Source organism: Pantoea sp. E2023-21 (assembly GCF_051302795.1).
Taxonomy (GTDB): domain Bacteria; phylum Pseudomonadota; class Gammaproteobacteria; order Enterobacterales; family Enterobacteriaceae; genus Pantoea; species Pantoea ludwigii_A.
The window spans coordinates 392508-408704 of the sequence record NZ_CP195344.1; the positions used below are offsets into that span (position 1 = coordinate 392508).

17 protein-coding genes and 1 riboswitch are annotated in these 16197 nt (G+C 56.7%); of the genes, 12 read left to right on the forward strand and 5 right to left on the reverse strand.

The annotated features are described in order from the left end of the window. Window positions 1-34: 34 nt before the first annotated feature. Window positions 35-171, forward strand: a riboswitch (molybdenum cofactor riboswitch). The 7 genes from moaA to ACRQ84_RS01945 all read left to right on the forward strand — a co-directional run bounded on the left by moaA (window position 160) and on the right by ACRQ84_RS01945 (window position 4802). After that, window positions 160-1146, forward strand: a complete 987-nt coding sequence (gene moaA, locus ACRQ84_RS01915; RefSeq protein WP_064740625.1) for a GTP 3',8-cyclase MoaA — start codon at window positions 160-162, stop codon at window positions 1144-1146. (Overlaps the previous riboswitch by 12 nt.) A gap of 17 nt (window positions 1147-1163) precedes the next feature. Beyond that, on the forward strand, window positions 1164-1679 hold the full coding sequence (gene moaB / locus ACRQ84_RS01920; protein WP_064740626.1) for a molybdenum cofactor biosynthesis protein B: 516 nt from the start codon (window positions 1164-1166) through the stop codon (window positions 1677-1679). A 2-nt stretch (window positions 1680-1681) separates the two neighbouring features. Continuing rightward, window positions 1682-2167 carry a cyclic pyranopterin monophosphate synthase MoaC gene (moaC, locus tag ACRQ84_RS01925; protein WP_483817034.1) on the forward strand — a complete coding sequence of 162 codons (486 nt, stop codon included), beginning with the start codon at window positions 1682-1684 and terminating at the stop codon, window positions 2165-2167. After that, window positions 2160-2405, forward strand: a complete 246-nt coding sequence (gene moaD / locus ACRQ84_RS01930; RefSeq protein ID WP_483817035.1) for a molybdopterin synthase sulfur carrier subunit — start codon at window positions 2160-2162, stop codon at window positions 2403-2405. The genes moaC and moaD overlap by 8 nt, the downstream gene beginning before the upstream one ends. Further along, on the forward strand, window positions 2405-2860 hold the full coding sequence (gene moaE, locus ACRQ84_RS01935; protein WP_483817036.1) for a molybdopterin synthase catalytic subunit MoaE: 456 nt from the start codon (window positions 2405-2407) through the stop codon (window positions 2858-2860). Before moaD ends, moaE begins: the two co-directional genes overlap by 1 nt. A gap of 80 nt (window positions 2861-2940) precedes the next feature. Next, window positions 2941-4035 (forward strand): DUF1615 domain-containing protein, encoded by a 1095-nt coding sequence (locus ACRQ84_RS01940; protein WP_483817867.1) that lies wholly within the window; start codon window positions 2941-2943, stop codon window positions 4033-4035. Between the two features lie 59 nt (window positions 4036-4094). After that, complete coding sequence (locus ACRQ84_RS01945; RefSeq protein WP_008102687.1) at window positions 4095-4802, forward strand: Bax inhibitor-1/YccA family protein; 708 nt, start codon at window positions 4095-4097, stop codon at window positions 4800-4802. 119 nt (window positions 4803-4921) lie between these two features. On the opposite strand, the gene ACRQ84_RS01950 is transcribed toward ACRQ84_RS01945, so the two are convergent. Genes ACRQ84_RS01950 through ACRQ84_RS01960 form a run of 3 tightly spaced genes read right to left on the reverse strand, consistent with a single transcriptional unit; the run spans window position 4922 to window position 7898 of the window. After that, entirely contained in the window at window positions 4922-5896 is a 975-nt protein-coding gene (locus ACRQ84_RS01950; protein ID WP_064740631.1) for a lysylphosphatidylglycerol synthase domain-containing protein, read from the reverse strand. Continuing rightward, window positions 5893-7140: a cardiolipin synthase ClsB gene (gene clsB, locus ACRQ84_RS01955; RefSeq protein WP_064740632.1), complete on the reverse strand. Its 1248-nt coding sequence runs from the start codon at window positions 7138-7140 to the stop codon at window positions 5893-5895. Before clsB ends, ACRQ84_RS01950 begins: the two co-directional genes overlap by 4 nt. Beyond that, complete coding sequence (locus ACRQ84_RS01960; RefSeq protein WP_483817037.1) at window positions 7137-7898, reverse strand: endonuclease/exonuclease/phosphatase family protein; 762 nt, start codon at window positions 7896-7898, stop codon at window positions 7137-7139. Before ACRQ84_RS01960 ends, clsB begins: the two co-directional genes overlap by 4 nt. 177 nt (window positions 7899-8075) lie before the next feature. Here ACRQ84_RS01960 and ACRQ84_RS01965 point away from each other — a divergent pair, with 177 nt between their 5' ends. The 4 genes from ACRQ84_RS01965 to ACRQ84_RS01980 all read left to right on the forward strand — a co-directional run bounded on the left by ACRQ84_RS01965 (window position 8076) and on the right by ACRQ84_RS01980 (window position 12421). Then, window positions 8076-8468 (forward strand): YbhQ family protein, encoded by a 393-nt coding sequence (locus ACRQ84_RS01965; RefSeq protein ID WP_064740634.1) that lies wholly within the window; start codon window positions 8076-8078, stop codon window positions 8466-8468. Between the two features lie 215 nt (window positions 8469-8683). Beyond that, window positions 8684-10075 carry an ATP-dependent RNA helicase RhlE gene (rhlE, locus tag ACRQ84_RS01970; protein ID WP_064740635.1) on the forward strand — a complete coding sequence of 464 codons (1392 nt, stop codon included), beginning with the start codon at window positions 8684-8686 and terminating at the stop codon, window positions 10073-10075. 4 nt (window positions 10076-10079) lie between these two features. After that, window positions 10080-11030: a tRNA dihydrouridine(16) synthase DusC gene (gene dusC, locus ACRQ84_RS01975; protein WP_483817038.1), complete on the forward strand. Its 951-nt coding sequence runs from the start codon at window positions 10080-10082 to the stop codon at window positions 11028-11030. A gap of 182 nt (window positions 11031-11212) precedes the next feature. After that, complete coding sequence (locus tag ACRQ84_RS01980) at window positions 11213-12421, forward strand: MFS transporter (protein WP_483817039.1); 1209 nt, start codon at window positions 11213-11215, stop codon at window positions 12419-12421. On the opposite strand, the gene ppk2 is transcribed toward ACRQ84_RS01980, so the two are convergent. Beyond that, a complete protein-coding gene (gene ppk2, locus ACRQ84_RS01985; protein WP_483817868.1) occupies window positions 12418-13338 on the reverse strand; it encodes a polyphosphate kinase 2 in 921 nt (306 codons plus the stop codon). The genes ACRQ84_RS01980 and ppk2 overlap by 4 nt on opposite strands. A gap of 12 nt (window positions 13339-13350) precedes the next feature. Then, entirely contained in the window at window positions 13351-14961 is a 1611-nt protein-coding gene (locus tag ACRQ84_RS01990; protein ID WP_483817040.1) for an inorganic phosphate transporter, read from the reverse strand. A 165-nt stretch (window positions 14962-15126) separates the two neighbouring features. Between ACRQ84_RS01990 and ACRQ84_RS01995 the strand changes: the two genes are divergently transcribed. Continuing rightward, window positions 15127-16152: a transporter gene (locus tag ACRQ84_RS01995; RefSeq protein WP_483817041.1), complete on the forward strand. Its 1026-nt coding sequence runs from the start codon at window positions 15127-15129 to the stop codon at window positions 16150-16152. Window positions 16153-16197: the final 45 nt, after the last annotated feature.

Here is a 16197-nt window from a genome sequence, read left to right on the forward strand (position 1 = left end):
TCGCGCTACCATTCGTTTTAACCGTGTTGTCCACAATGACAACAAACTCCCAAGCCTGGGTTCCTAAGTCGTTAACGATAGGGAATGCAGGCCGCAGCCTTGAGCTGCCAGGGTGCAGAAAGAAATGACTGCATCTCCCGACTTTGGAAAGGTGTTCAGGTGCCACAATTTACAGATGCCTACGCGCGCAGCTTTTACTATCTGCGCCTGTCGGTCACGGATGTGTGTAACTTCCGTTGTACCTACTGCTTACCAAACGGCTACAAGCCGAACGGTACGCATAATAAGAGCTTTCTCTCGCTGGATGAGATTCGTCGCGTGACGCGTGCCTTTGCGGCTGCGGGCACGGAAAAAGTGCGCCTGACCGGTGGCGAACCTTCCATGCGTCGTGATTTCACCGACATAATCGCCGCCGTGCGTGAAAACGCCGCCATTCGCCAGATAGCGATGACCACGAACGGTTACCGCATGGCGCGCGACGTGGGTGCGTGGCGCGCTGCTGGCCTCACCCATATCAACGTCAGCGTCGATAGCCTCGATGCGCGCCAGTTTCACGCTATTACCGGGCAGGACAAATTTGCCGAAGTGATGGCGGGAATTGATGCTGCTTTTGAGGCCGGTTTCGAGAAAGTGAAAGTCAACAGCGTGTTGATGCGCGACGTGAACAGCCACAGTCTCAGTACCTTCCTTGAATGGCTGCGCCTGCGCCCGATTCAATTACGCTTTATCGAGCTGATGGAAACCGGCGAAGGCAGCGATCTGTTCCGCCGCCATCATATCTCCGGTGAAGTGATCCGCGATCAACTGATTCTGCAAGGTTGGCAGCGCCAGCCGCGCGGCCGCAGCGACGGTCCGGCGCAGGTGTTCCGACATCCCGATTATCAGGGCGAAGTGGGCCTGATCATGCCTTATGAGAAAGATTTCTGCGCCAGCTGCAACCGCCTGCGCGTGTCGGCACTGGGCAATCTGCATCTGTGCCTGTTTGGTGACGGCGGCGTCTCGTTGCGCGATCTGTTGGCCTCTGACGATCAGCAGGATGAGTTGCAGGCGCGCATTGCGCACAGCCTTGGACAGAAAAAGCAGACGCATTTCCTGCATCAGGGCAATACCGGCATCACGCAAAATCTCTCCTTTATTGGTGGCTAAACACAGGAGTTACGGCCATGGGTAAACCAACCGGCGACTTTGTCGCCTTAAATGTGGCGGTGATGACCGTCTCTGATAGCCGCGATGCCGGCAATGACACATCGGGCGATTATCTGCGCGAAGCGCTGGCGGAAGCCGGGCATCAGGTGGTGGATCGCGCGCTTGTGCCGGATAACCGCTACCGTATTCGTGCCACGGTGTCGCGCTGGATTGCCAGCGACGATGTGCAAGTCGTGATCGTCAATGGCGGCACCGGTTTTAACAGTAAAAACAGCACGCCAGAAGCATTGCTGCCGCTGCTCGATCGCGAAATTGAAGGCTTTGGCGAGCTGTTCCGCATGATCTCTTATGAAGAAATTGGCAGCTCGACGCTACAGTCGCGTGCGGTGGCCGGATTAGCCAATCAGACGCTGATTTTTGCCGTGCCGGGATCGACCAATGCCTGCCGCAGCGCCTGGGAACGCATTATTGAAGATCAACTGGATGCGCGTACGCGTCCGTGTAATTTCGTCTCACATTTGAAGAAGTTGTAAGTATGTCATCCTTAACCCATATCAATGCCGCTGGCGAAGCCCACATGGTGGATGTCTCCAGCAAAACCGAAACGGTGCGCGAAGCTCAGGCTGAAGCGCTAGTGCTGATGAGCGCCGAAACGCTGCAGATGATTATTGACGGCAGCCATCATAAAGGTGACGTGTTCGCCACCGCGCGCATCGCCGGTATTCAGGCGGCAAAACGCACCTGGGAACTGATTCCGCTCTGTCATCCGCTGATGCTGAGCAAAGTGGAAGTCACCTTGCTGGCGGAACCGCAACATAGCCGCGTGCGCGTCACCTCGCTCTGTCGTCTGACCGGTAAAACCGGCGTCGAGATGGAAGCGTTGACGGCGGCATCCGTCGCGGCACTTACCATCTATGACATGTGCAAAGCAGTGCAAAAGGACATCGTCATTGACCAACTGCGTTTGCTGAGCAAAAGCGGCGGCAAGTCCGGCGACTTCAAGGCGGTGAGCCATGATTAAGGTGCTGTTTTTTGCCCAGGTACGTGAACTGACCGGCACCAGCGCGCTTGAGTTGGCAGCTGAATATGGCGACGTCGCGACCTTGCGAGCGGCGTTAGCGGAGAAGGGCGATCGCTGGGCGCTGGCGCTGGAGTCCGGCAAGTTGCTGGCCGCGGTCAACCAAACGCTGGTGCCGATGAGTCATCCGCTGCGTGCGGGTGATGAAGTGGCCTTTTTCCCGCCGGTCACCGGAGGCTGATGATGGAAACGCGGATTCGTGTGAGTGCAGAGCCTTTCAACGTCGGCGAAGAGTATGAAAAACTCGCCGCGCATGACAGCGACGGCGCGGTCGTGACATTCACCGGTAAAGTGCGCAATCACAATCTCGGCGCCAGCGTGGCGGCATTGACGCTGGAACATTACCCCGGCATGACGGAAAAGGCGCTAGCGGATATCGTCGCGGACGCACGTCAGCGCTGGGCACTGCAGCAGGTGACGGTGATTCATCGCGTTGGCGAACTGTTCCCCGGCGACGAAATTGTGTTTGTTGGCGTCAGCAGCGCGCATCGCGGCAGCGCCTTCGCCGCCACCGAGTTCATCATGGACTACCTGAAAACCCGCGCGCCGTTCTGGAAGCGCGAAGCCACTGCCGCAGGCGATCGTTGGGTTGATGCCCGCGACAGCGATCATCAGGCCGCTGAGCGCTGGAGCTAGCGCGCAAAATCTTCCCGCTCCGATAGCGGCAGGCCACTGAAAACGTTAAGGTACGGTTTTTGTTGGCGTCAGGGATTATGATGAACACGAGCAAGATAATGAAAGGCGCAGCATTGCTGGCTGCGCTGGTGCTGGCCGGTTGTAGCACGAAAAAAGAGCCGCAGGCACCGGCGCGACAGCCCGCCGATGTGAAGAGCCAAATTCAACAGCTGTTGCCCAGCGACGTGACGCAAAAATCGGCCTGGGCCGACGACATCTATACCGCGTTCCGCGTGCAGCAAATCGATGCCAGCGTCAGCAATATCTGTGCGGTGATTGCCGTTACCGATCAGGAATCTAACTTCAGTGCCGATGCGGTGGTGCCGGGCTTACCGAAAATTGCCTGGGGTGAAATCGATCGCCGCGCCGCCAAAGTCCACGTTCCGGCGTTTCTGGTGCGCACCGCGCTGCTGATCAAATCACCGAACGGTGAGAGCTATGCGTCGCGTCTGGATAAAGTGCGCAGCGAAAAAGAGCTGAGCGCCATCTTTGATGATTTCATTGATATGGTGCCGATGGGGCAGAAGCTGTTTGGTAACCTCAACCCAATTCACACCGGCGGGCCGATGCAGGTCAGCATTGAGTTTGCTGAAGCGCACGCCAAAGGTTATCCGTATGCGGTTGACGGCTCGATTCGCCGTGAAGTCTTTACCCGACGCGGTGGCATCTACTTCGGCACGCTGCATTTGCTCGGCTATCCCGCCGATTACAGCCAGCCGCTGTACCGTTTCGCCGACTTCAACGCCGGTTGGTATGCCAGCCGCAACGCCGCATTCCAGGCGGCCATCGCCCGTGCCAGCGGCATCAAGCTGGCACTTGATGGCGACCTGATCGTTTATGGAAGCGAGCAGGCCGGTTCCACTGAACTGGCGGTACGCAGCCTGAGCAAGCAGTTGGACATGAGCAATCGTGAAATCCGCCGCGATCTGGAGAAGGGTGACACAGCCGACTTCGCCAGCAGCACACTGTGGAAACAGACCTTTATTCTCGCCGATAAGATGGCCGGTAAACGTCTGCCACGAGAAATGCTGCCGGGTATCAAATTGGAAAGCCCGAAAATTACCCGCAATCTCACCACCGCGTGGTTTGCTCAGCGCGTAAATGGCCGCTATCAACAGTGCTTGACACGCCGTTGACGCAAACGGGTGTACACTCCACACTTACAGAGTTTGTCTAACATTTAATGAGGCGCTTCATGGATCGATATCCACGTAATGATTCAATCGTGCAACAGGCATCCACCTCGCTGCAGACCTACATGGCACAGGTGTATGGCTGGATGACCTGCGGCTTGCTGCTCACCGCGTTTGTATCGTGGTTTGCTGCCCGCACACCTGCAGTAATGGAACTGGTATTTGCGAATCGCATCACTTTCTTCGGTTTGATCATCGCACAGCTGGCGCTGGTGTTTGTACTGTCTGGCATGGTGCAACGTATGAGTGGCGCGGTGGCGACCGCACTGTTTATGCTCTATTCGGCGCTAACCGGCTTAACCATGGCGAGTATTTTCCTCGTCTACACCTATTCATCCATTGCCAGCACTTTCTTTGTAACGGCCGGGATGTTCGGGGCGATGAGCTTCTACGGCTACACCACTAAGCGCGATCTGAGCCGCTTTGGCAGCCTGCTGTTTATGGCGCTGATTGGTATTCTGCTGGCGTCACTGGTGAACTTCTGGCTGAAAAGCCCGGCGTTAATGTGGGCGATTACCTACATTGGCGTGGTGGTGTTTGTCGGCTTAACCGCCTATGACACGCAAAAGCTGAAAGCGATTGGTGAAAACATCAATGTGAATGACAAAGAGAACCTGCGTCGCACCTCAATCATGGGCGCGTTGACGCTGTATCTCGACTTCATCAACCTGTTCCTGATGCTGCTGCGTATTTTCGGCAACCGCCGTTAAATCTCGCATATTTTCGTAGGGTCGCCATTCATGGCGACCGTCATCCGGATGCGCATAAATGCGCATCCTACGAATGCGGTGTTGTAGGGTCGCCATCAATGCCGACCCTACGAAGATCTCTAGCGCGAAACTGATTTCTCCATCTTCTGTTCATTCTTCTGCCGCAAATGTTTTGCGCGACTTTCCAGCCACAAATACAGCACCAGCGCCACCAACAGCGGCAGAATAAAGTAGAGCACACGATAAGCCAGTAGCGCCGCGATGATGGTGCCGTGCGACGCATGCTGCCCGCTTAACAGCGCCAAAAATACCGCTTCAAGAACGCCAATCCCAGCCGGAATATGAATAATCACCCCAGCAATACTGCTGATCAACAGCACGCCCAGCACGATGGGATAATCCACTTGCCGCGCCAGTAGCAGCCAGATAATCATCCCCATCACCATCCAGTTGGCGCAGGACACCGCAAACTGGAACAATGCCATGCGCAGCGAAGGCAACTGCAGATGTTGGCCTTTCACCGTCCAGCGACGTTTCTTTGAGAACGCACAGGCCCACAAGTAGATTGCGACGACCACTAATAGCGCGGCACCGATGATGCGCAGCGTGGTTTCACCAATAAACCAACCGGACGGGATCGGCACCATGCCCGCTGCAAATACGACGCCCGCCAGCAAAATGTAGCCAAGCCAGTTGGTGGCGATACTCAGCGAGAAAATGCGCGTAATGGTGTTACCTGGCAAACCGAGTCGCGAGTAGAGCCGATAGCGCATCGCCACACCGCCAACCCAGGTACTGAGCGTCAGGTTAAAGGCATAACAGATAAACGACACCAGCATCACCTGACGCTTCGCCAACTTATGACCGCAGTAAGCGCGCCCGATCAAATCGTACAGGCCATAGGTGAGATAACTCACCACCACCAGGGCGGCGGCGCTCAACACCACATAGCGGTTATAGCCGACGATGACGGTATAGACATCTTCCCAGTTCACCTTGCGCGCATACACCACCAGCAGCACGATCACCGCGATAAAAAACAGCCAGGTAAGGATTTTCTTCGTCAATTGCCAGCGCGGATTCTTTTTCGTCATGAGGGTTTTGCTCCTGAGTTATCGGCTTCGACCCGATCCTGGGTTTCCATTTCGGGTTGTACCGGTGGAGCGACCTGTGACAAACGCGGCGTATGCGCAGGCAACCAGCCAGCGATGGCCGGGAAATGGCGTAAAAAGTGGAACACAATCACGCCTTTGGTCAGCTGCCACCAGTTGCGCGGCGGCAGTTTGTCATCGTCCACGCGTACGCAGTCCTGCTGAATCAGCAATTCCAGATTGTCACGCAGCGTCTGGTTGAAGGCGCGATCGTGCACCATCAAATTGGCTTCCAGATTGAGCGACAAACTCAGCGGATCGAGGTTACTGGAGCCGACGGTAGACCACTGCTGATCCTGTACCGCAATTTTGCCGTGCAGCGGGCGGCGACAGTATTCATACACTTCTACGCCGCCATCGACCAGATAGTTGTACAACAACTCGGCCCCGACTTTCACAATCGGCATATCGGGTTCGCCTTGCACAATTAGCCTCACACGTACGCCGCGCTGTGCCGCGCTGCGCATCTCACGCAGCAGGCGATAGCCAGGGAAGAAGTAGGCATTTGCGATGATCACGTCCTTCTGTGCCTTGCGCAGCATGGCGAGATAATGCTGCTCAATGTCATCGCGGTGTTCGTCGTTATCGCGATACACAAACAGCACCTGCGCTTCGCCGGGCATCGCATTCACCGCCGGACGATGGGAACGCGCGCCCCACCAGCGCCGGGTGTGCTGTTCGCTGCCCATTTGTTGCTGCACATATTGGGTAATATCCAGCACCACCGGACCTTTCACCTCCACCGCATAATCCTGTTTGGCTTGCGCACCGAAATCGATGTTGTGTTCGGCAGAGAAATTAATGCCGCCGACAAAGGCGATCGCGTCATCGATCACCACAATTTTGCGGTGCAGACGACGAAACACATTGGTACGCATGCCGAGTACCAGCGGACGCGGATCGTAATAGATAAAACGCACGCCGGCGGCCGTCAGGCTATCAACAAACCGATCGGACAGATCTGGCGAGCCGTAGCCATCCACCATCACTTCGACTTTCACGCCGCGCTGCGCCGCCTGCAACAGTGCTTCGTGCAGGTCTGTGCCCACTTCATCTTCAAACAGAATGAAGGTTTCCAGCAGCAGCGTGCGCTCGGCGCGTTGGATCGCGCCCAATACGCGCGGGAAAAATTGGTCCCCATTTTCTAACAGACGGAGCTGGTTACCGTCGCGCCAATTGAAACTCATAGGAAAATCTCCACCGCTAACGGCGCATGATCGGACAGGTGGGACCAGGGTTTAACCGGTAACGCCCAGGGTTTACTCACCGTGGCGTTGCGGATGTAGATACGATCGAGCCTCAGCAACGGGAAACGTGCCGGGAAGGTGCGGGCAGGGCGACCGGTTTTGATACTGAATACTTCCTCTAAGCCGACCGCGCGTTTAAGAAAGCGATTGGCGCTAACCTGCCAGTCATTGAAATCACCTGCCACGACCAATGGCGCATCGGGTGGCAGCGTATCAATGAAGTCGCACATCATCTTCATTTGCGCCTGGCGATGCTTCTCCTTCAGGCCGAGATGCACGCAAAACACATGCAGCGGCTCGGCCCGATCCGGCAGGCGGATCTTGCAGTGCAACATGCCGCGCTTTTCACTCCCGGCGACGGAAATATCGCGGTTTTCATATTCAATGATGGGAAATCGTGACAATATCGCGTTCCCGTGATGTCCCTCAGGATAAACGGCGTTGCGGCCGTAGGCGAAATCGTCCCACATGGTATCGGCCAGAAACTCGTAATGCGAGGTTTCCGGCCAGTTATTAACGTTTAGCGAATGGATAGCGTGGGTGCCCATCACCTCTTGCAGGAAGACAATATCCGCTGAGGTTGCACGGACAGCGTCACGCAACTCCGGCAGGATAAAGCGACGATTGAAGCTGGTGAACCCCTTGTGGGTATTGATCGTCAGGACTTTAAATGAAAATCCTTGCTTATTTTGTGGCATACTGCGACGCGCTCCTTTTCATCATCAACAGCACAAAGTGTAGTCTTTGTCACAAATGAGTGGTGTTAAGGGCAGAAAATTAGGGCGTAATCCGAAATTTGCTTTACATTGAGGACGTTCGTCTGGCCTCCAGCCAGATACACTTGGGCGACCTATTGGGTCTGCCAGGAGAAGAGAATGAAATGGTCTAATCGTGTTCAGATTGTTACCGGACAAACCTGTTTGCACATTGCAATGCACCTGCTGGTGGTTGCTGCGCTGGTTTGGGGCTGGAAACATAGGGCGCTGGTTGAAGTGAGCAGTACCCTGGTGGCAGCTTATGCGGTGGTATTTATTACCATGCTGGTCATGCAGCGTAGTGCCCGTTTACGTAGAATGGGTGATTCCCTCGAAGAGGTGACCACCACTTACTACTTTGGTGCAGCAATGTTAACGCTGTTCCTGATCTCCCGCTTTATCCACAATAATTTGCTGATTGGTATGCTCGGCGTGGTGATGTTGGTGGGGCCGGCGCTGGTTTCTCTGCTGGCGAAAGAACCGGTTCGCCGCATCGAGAAGAAGCGCAGTTAATCGATTGAGGACCGCAGCAATGCGGACTCAATAAAAAGGAGCCACATGCGGCTCCTTTTTTTATGGATGCTGTAACGGCGGAAAGCTGCTAAACTCGCGCCCTTACGCATGGTAGTTTGTGCCCTTTTCACACGTGAGCCCCGCGCTTGCGTCATATCCCTCCTGAAAACTACACCGCTAACGGCGGTCAGGACGGTTCGGAGTAATACACCTGCATGTCATTTGACTCTCTCGGCTTAAGTGCCGATATTTTGCGTGCGGTAGCAGAACAAGGCTACCAAGAGCCGACGCCAATTCAGCGTCAGGCCATTCCTGTAGTGCTGGCAGGTCGTGACCTGTTGGCGAGCGCCCAAACCGGCACGGGTAAAACCGCCGGCTTTACGCTGCCGTTGCTGCAGCGTCTCACGGCAAAACCGTCAGCGGCGCGTGGCCGCCGTCCGGTGCGTGCGTTGATCCTCACCCCGACCCGCGAACTGGCGGCTCAGGTTGGCGAGAACGTGCGTGAGTACAGCCAATATCTCGATATCCGTTCGCTGGTGGTATTCGGCGGCGTCAGCATTAACCCGCAGATGATGAAACTGCGCGGCGGCGTTGACGTGCTGGTGGCCACACCGGGCCGTCTGCTCGATCTGGCGCACCAGAACGCGGTTGATCTGTCACAGGTTGAAATCCTCGTGCTGGATGAAGCGGATCGTATGCTCGATATGGGCTTCATCCACGACATCCGTCGCGTGCTGGCGCGTCTGCCCGCTAAGCGTCAAAACCTGCTGTTCTCCGCGACCTTCTCCGACGAGATCAAAACACTGGCGGAAAAACTGCTCACCAACCCAGAACAGGTTGAAGTCGCGCGTCGTAATACCGCGTCTGAGCAAGTTTCACAGCAAGTACATTTCGTTGATAAGAAGCGCAAGCGGGAACTGCTGTCGCTGATGATTGGTCGTGATAACTGGCAGCAAGTGCTGGTGTTCACCCGTACCAAACACGGTGCAAATCACCTGGCTGAACAGCTGAACAAAGACGGCATTACCGCCGCAGCGATTCACGGCAACAAGAGCCAGGGCGCACGTACCCGTGCATTGGCTGACTTCAAATCCGGTGGCATTCGCGTGTTGGTTGCCACCGACATTGCGGCGCGCGGTCTGGATATCGAAGAGCTGCCGCACGTGGTGAACTACGAGCTGCCAAACGTGGCGGAAGATTACGTTCACCGCATCGGTCGTACCGGCCGTGCAGCGGCAACCGGCGTGGCACTGTCGCTAGTGTGCGTCGATGAACACAAACTGCTGCGTGATATCGAGCGTCTGCTGAAGCGTGAAATTCCGCGTATTGAGCTGCCTGGTTTCGAAGTCGATCCAAGCATCAAAGCGGAGCCAATCCAGAACGGTCGTCAGCAGCAGGGCGGTGGTCGCGGTCAGGGTCAGGGGCGTGGTCAAGGTCAGGGGCGCGGTCAGGGCGGCAATGTCTCTCGTCCGCACAGCGGCAATGCACCACGTCCGCAGGGTGAAGCGCGTTCAGCGCGTCGTCCAGCGCAGGGCGCCAGCCAGGCCGCGCCAGCAGCCAACAGCGGTCGTCGTCGTCCGGCACCGAAGAAAACCGGGAACGCCTAACGTCATGAGGGTTTTGCTGGCGCCAATGGAGGGCGTGCTCGATTCGCTGGTGCGTGAGCTGCTCTCCGGGGTAAATGATTATGACTTATGCGTGACTGAGTTTTTACGCGTGGTCGATCAGCTGCTGCCGGTAAAATCCTTCTATCGTTTGTGTCCTGAGCTGCATAACTACAGCCGCACACCGTCAGGCACGCGCGTTCGTATGCAGCTGCTCGGGCAATATCCCGAGTGGCTGGCAGAGAATGCCGCGCGCGCGGTGGAACTCGGTTCCTGGGGCGTTGATCTCAACTGCGGCTGTCCGTCGAAGTTGGTCAACGGCAGCGGCGGCGGTGCTACTTTGTTGAAAGATCCCGAACTGATCTACCGCGGCGCAAAAGCGATGCGTGAGGCGGTGCCGGATCATCTGCCGGTGACGGTAAAAGTGCGCCTTGGCTGGGATTCCGGCGATCGTCGCTTTGAAATCGCCGATGCAGTGCAGCAAGCCGGTGCCAGCGAGTTGGTCGTGCACGGTCGTACCAAAGAAGATGGCTATCGCGCCGAAAGTATTAACTGGCAGGCGATTGGCGAAATCCGCCAGCGTCTGCGTATTCCGGTGATCGCTAACGGTGAAATCTGGAACTGGCAGGACGCGCAGGATTGCATGCGTATCACCGGTTGCGATGCAGTAATGATTGGACGCGGTGCGCTTAACGTGCCAAATCTGGCGCGCGTGGTGAAGTACAATGAAGCGCCGATGGCATGGCCTGACGTGGTCGCTTTGCTGTTGAAATATACCCAGCTGGAGAAGCAGGGCGATACCGGCATGTATCACGTGGCACGCATCAAGCAGTGGCTTGGCTATCTGCGCAAGGCGTATCACGAAGCCGATGGCTTATTCAGTGAAGTCCGCACCCTCAAAGTCTCCGCCGAGATCGCCACAGCGATTGAGCGGCATGCATCGGTGATTGTTGTTTAACTCACATCACGCACATGTCGTAGCGGCGCAATTTATTGCGCGATAAATCGCGCCGCTACGACATGTGCGTTCATTATTTCCTCAAGCTGGTTAAAACTTTATAACTAAAAAATCCGCGATCTATTAGCAGGCTAAGGTTATAGTTACGCCTCAATTCATCACCGTTCCCGACGCCATCTTCCATGTCTGACGCCGCTGTACTGAGTAATGCTCAGTTAAATAAACGTATTCTCTCCGTGATTGTGTTTACCTTCTTTTGCTACCTTTCGGTGGGTTTGCCGCTCGCGGTGCTGCCTGGATTTGTGCATAACCAGCTTGGTTTCAGCTCGTTTATCGCCGGATTGATCATCAGCCTGCAATACTTTGCCACGCTGTTAAGCCGCCCGCACTCCGGTCGTCTGGCAGATCGTTTGGGTCCAAAACGCGTGGTGATGATGGGATTGGTGTTCTGTGGCATGAGCGGCGTGTTATCGATAATCGCCGCGCTGTGCAGCGATGTACCGCTGCTGAGCCTGGCGCTGCTGGCGGCGGGGCGCTTGTTCCTCGGCGTGGGTGAAAGCTTTAGCAGCACCGGATCGACCTTGTGGGGCATGAACATTGTCGGTCCGCTACAAACCGCGCGCGTCATTTCGTGGAACGGCGTGGCGACTTACTTCGCTATGGCGATTGGTGCGCCGCTTGGCGTGCTGCTTAACCAGTGGTTTGGCATCAGCGGCTTTGCTGGTTTGGTGGCGATCATGGGCGTTGCCGGATTCTGGATGGCGAGCCGCAAAGCGGGCGTCAGCGTCACTGCGGGCGTGCGTATCCCGTTTCATCGCGTGGTCAGCCGCGTATGGATGTTTGGCCTGGCGCTCGGTTTTGGCACCATCGGCTTTGGCGTGATCTCCACCTTTATTACCCTCTATTTTGCCAGCCGCGACTGGAGCGGTGCGGCGTTCGCGCTCACCTTATTCAGCCTCGGTTTCGTGATCGTGCGTCTCGGTTTTGGCCGCTATATCACGCGGTTTGGTGGCTTGAAAGTGGCGCTGATGTCGTTCGTGCTGGAGTGCGCCGGATTACTGCTCATTTGGCAGGCCGACAGCATCTGGCTGGTGGATGTGGGTGCCTTCCTGACCGGCGGCGGCTTCTCGCTGGTGTTCCCGGCGTTGGGCGTTGAAGCGGTGAAACGCGTACAGCAGCAGGATCAGGGCTCGGCGCTGGGTACCTATTCGGCATTTCTGGATTTAGGGCTGGGATTAACCGGTCCGGTGGCGGGGTTGCTGATTGGGCATTGGGGCATGCAGTCGGTCTATCTGGCGGCGGCGCTGATGGTGCTGGGCGCGTTTGCGATCACGCTGCGTCTGCTCCAGCAGCACGGCCGCCCGTCGGCCGCGCAAGCGGTGAGCGATTAATACTTCTCCGGCACCACCATGTGCTCGGGTACCGGCGCGCGGCGATAGTCTTCAGAACGTTCGCGCGTCGGTAACATTATCGGTTTGGCTTCGCTCTCTTCGTACGGCATCTGCTGCAGCAGATGGCTGATGCAGTTGAGGCGCGCACGTTTCTTATCTACGCCCTGCACCACCCACCACGGCGCTTCCGCAATGTTAGTGCGCTCCAGCATCTCCTCTTTCGCCTCGGTGTAGTCTTCCCAACGACGCCGGCTTTCCAAATCCATCGGGCTCAGCTTCCACTGCTTGAGCGGATCGTGAATGCGGCTGAGAAAACGCAGTTCCTGCTCTTCATCGGTGATCGAGAACCAATATTTGATAATCTGAATGCCGCTGCGCGTCAGCATTTTTTCAAACTCCGGCACGATGCGGTAAAACTCTTCCACTTCATCTTCGTCGCAGAAACCCATCACGCGTTCGACGCCCGCACGGTTGTACCAGCTACGGTCAAACATCACGATCTCACCGGCGGCTGGAAGATGGGCGATATAGCGCTGAAAATACCATTGGGTTTTCTCGCGATCGTTGGGCGCGGGCAGGGCGGCCACGCGGCAGGTGCGCGGATTGAGGCGCTGGGTGATGCGTTTGATCACGCCGCCTTTACCCGCCGCATCGCGCCCTTCAAACAGAATCACCACGCGATGTCCGGTACGCATCACCCAATCTTGCAGCTTGACCAGCTCGCCTTGCAGATGCAGCAGTTCGCGGAAATAGCGGCGACGAAAGGCTTTATCGTCCTCAGCCTGTGGTTCGCCGCTGTGGTTAAAACGCAGGTCATCCAGTTCCATCTCCAGCTCTTCGTCGTAGCTGTCGTAAAATTCCTGCAGCAGACGCTGGTTAAAGGTCTCGCTATGGAAACTATTGTCGTGTGTCGCCATCATTTTCTCCCGTTACAGGTGGATAAACAGGGCGTACAGCAGCCCCGAAAGTAAAACGGAGACCGGCAGCGTCAGCACCCACGCCATCGCCAGATTACGAAGGGTGGCGAGTTGCAGACCTGAGCGGTTGGCGGCCATGGAACCGGCGACGCCGGAAGAGAGCACGTGCGTGGTGGAAACCGGCAGGCCGAACACGTCGGCCGCGCCGATGGTCGCCATTGCCACCAATTCGGCGCTGGCCCCTTGCGCGTAAGTGAGATGCGTTTTACCGATACGTTCACCTACGGTGACCACAATGCGGCGCCAGCCGACCATGGTGCCGAGGCCCAGCGCAATCGCTACGACCACTTTCACCCACATCGGGATAAAGCGCGTCGCGGCATCCAGCTCTTTTTTCACCGCCGTCAGGTTGCGCGCGGTCTCTTCCGGCAGCGCTACTTTGGCATTTTGCAGATGCTTAATGGTTTCCGATGCCAGATACATGTCATTACGTGTATTGGTCACCGCCTGCGCCGGAATATTCTCCACCGCGCCGTAGCGGCGAATCTGGTCGCCGATATCACCCAGCATCATGCCGAGCGCGGGCAACACGTGAGGACGATTCTGGTTGGTACGCACGAATTCGGTCAGCACCTCACGCGGGGCGGGCATCGCCGCTGGCGTGGGTTGCAGCGTCAACAATTGCTGCTCGGTGACTTGGGTTAATGCGGCGACGCGCGGGATTTGATCCGGCGGCAGCGAACGGTTTAGGGCGTAGGCAATCGGCATGGTGCCGACCAGAATCAGCATAATTAAGCCCATGCCTTTCTGACCGTCATTCGAGCCGTGTGCGAAGGAAACGCCGGTGCAGGTGAGAATCAGCAAGCCGCGAATCCATATTGGCGGCGGCTGGTTGTCTGTTGGCGCTTCATACAGTTGGCGGTTACGGATAAAGGCTTTCATTGCCAGCAGCAGCAATCCAGCGCAGATAAAACCGACAATCGGCGACAGCAGCAGCGCGTAGCCGACTTTGATCGCCTGATCCCAGTCCACGCCGCTGGTGCCGCTTCGGCCATGTAGCAACGCGTTCGCCACGCCGACGCCGATAATCGAACCGATCAGCGTATGCGAAGAGGAGGCTGGCAAACCAAAATACCAGGTGCCGAGGTTCCAGATAATCGCTGAGAACAGCAGTGCATACACCATGGCAAAGCCGTTGCCGCTGCCCGCCTGCAAAATCAGCTCGACCGGCAGCAGCGAGATAATGCCGAATGCCACCACCCCGCTGGAAAGCAGCACACCGAGGAAGTTACAGAAACCGGACCACATCACCGCCACGCCCGGCGACAGCGAATGGGTGTAGATCACCGTCGCAACCGCGTTGGCGGTATCGTGGAAACCGTTCACAAATTCAAAACCGAGCGCAATGATCAGCGCGACGCCGAGCAGCACGAACGGCGTGTAACTGGTGACCACCGCGCCAGTCTCTTCAACGTCATTGAACAGGTTAATGCCGGCATACATCAGGCCAGCAATCAGTAACAGCACAAAGATCAGGCGTGAGGCAGGGCCGTTGCCGCGGTTAAGGTTCGGGCGTCCGCTGTGGGACGAGGATATCGATGCAGGTAAACTGTTTTCAGCCATAAAACACCTCAGTGTTAAATCACGATGCTCGAACGGCACCCTGTGACTTCCAGTGTGATACGGGGTTTGTATGACAGAATGATGATGGCGCACGCCCAATGTCATCTTGCTGCAACATCCCTGTCGCACGCTGTGGATCTGACCGCTACGGAATGATCTGTTGCCATGCTCCAGCCCGTATTACCGCTTACTTCTCTGCCGGACTTTAATAACGAAGTCGCCGGATTAATTCACGGTTATCTGTTTATCCCCGCGTCGCCGCCACAGCGGCTGAATGCCCGTGAAGCGGCCCAACTGGCGCAGCAGCAGCTGCCCGCGTCCTACTTTATCTGGCTGCATATCAATCTTAATCACGCGCGTGCGGAGCGCTGGGTTCAGGACCACTTTGGCGTAGACCATGACTTTTTCGACGAGATACATTCGGCTTCGCCGCGCACCCGTTTAGCTCATCAAAACGATGCGCTGCTGGCGGTGCTCAACGACGTCACCTTCAGTAAAGAGGAACGCAGCACGCAGAACGCCACGCTGTGGATGTGGTGCTGCCCGCGTGTGGTGGTTACTGCGCGTTTTCGCCCGGTGGGCATGATCGAACGTATGCATCAGCAGATGGATCGTCTGACGTTCGCTGAGCCAGATGCGATGCTGCTGTGGCTGCTCGGCGAGCAGGAAGCGCAGCTTGAGCAGGTGGTGCGGCGATCCAGCCAGGCGGTGGATGCCATAGAAGAGCGCTTGCTGAGTGCGGCGATCAAAACCAATCGCCGTGAGTTGGGGCAACTGCGGCGCATGCTGCTGCGCGTGCAGCGTCTGCTGGCACCGGAACCGGCGGCGCTATTTCGCCTGTTGAATCGTCCGCCTAAATGGCTGAAGCGCGAACCGTTAGGCGAGCTGCGGATTTTCACCGAAGAGTTCAGCGTAGCGTTGAATGATTTGGCGAGTTTGATGGAGCGGATTCGCTTGCTGCAGGAAGAGATTGCCGCGCGTCTGATGGAGCAAAGCAACCGCACGCTGTTTTTGCTGACGGTGATTACCGTGCTGGCGCTGCCGATCAATATCGTGGCGGGATTTTTTGGCATGAACGTGGGTGGCATTCCGCTGGCGAATAATCCGCACGGTTTTTTGCTGCTGGTATTAGTGGTGCTGGCGTTTACGCTGGTGGCGGGTTGGCTGGCGTTTCGACGCCCGCGGGATTGAATCATAATGCGCGATGAATCGCGCCGCTACGGTATGTGCACGTAT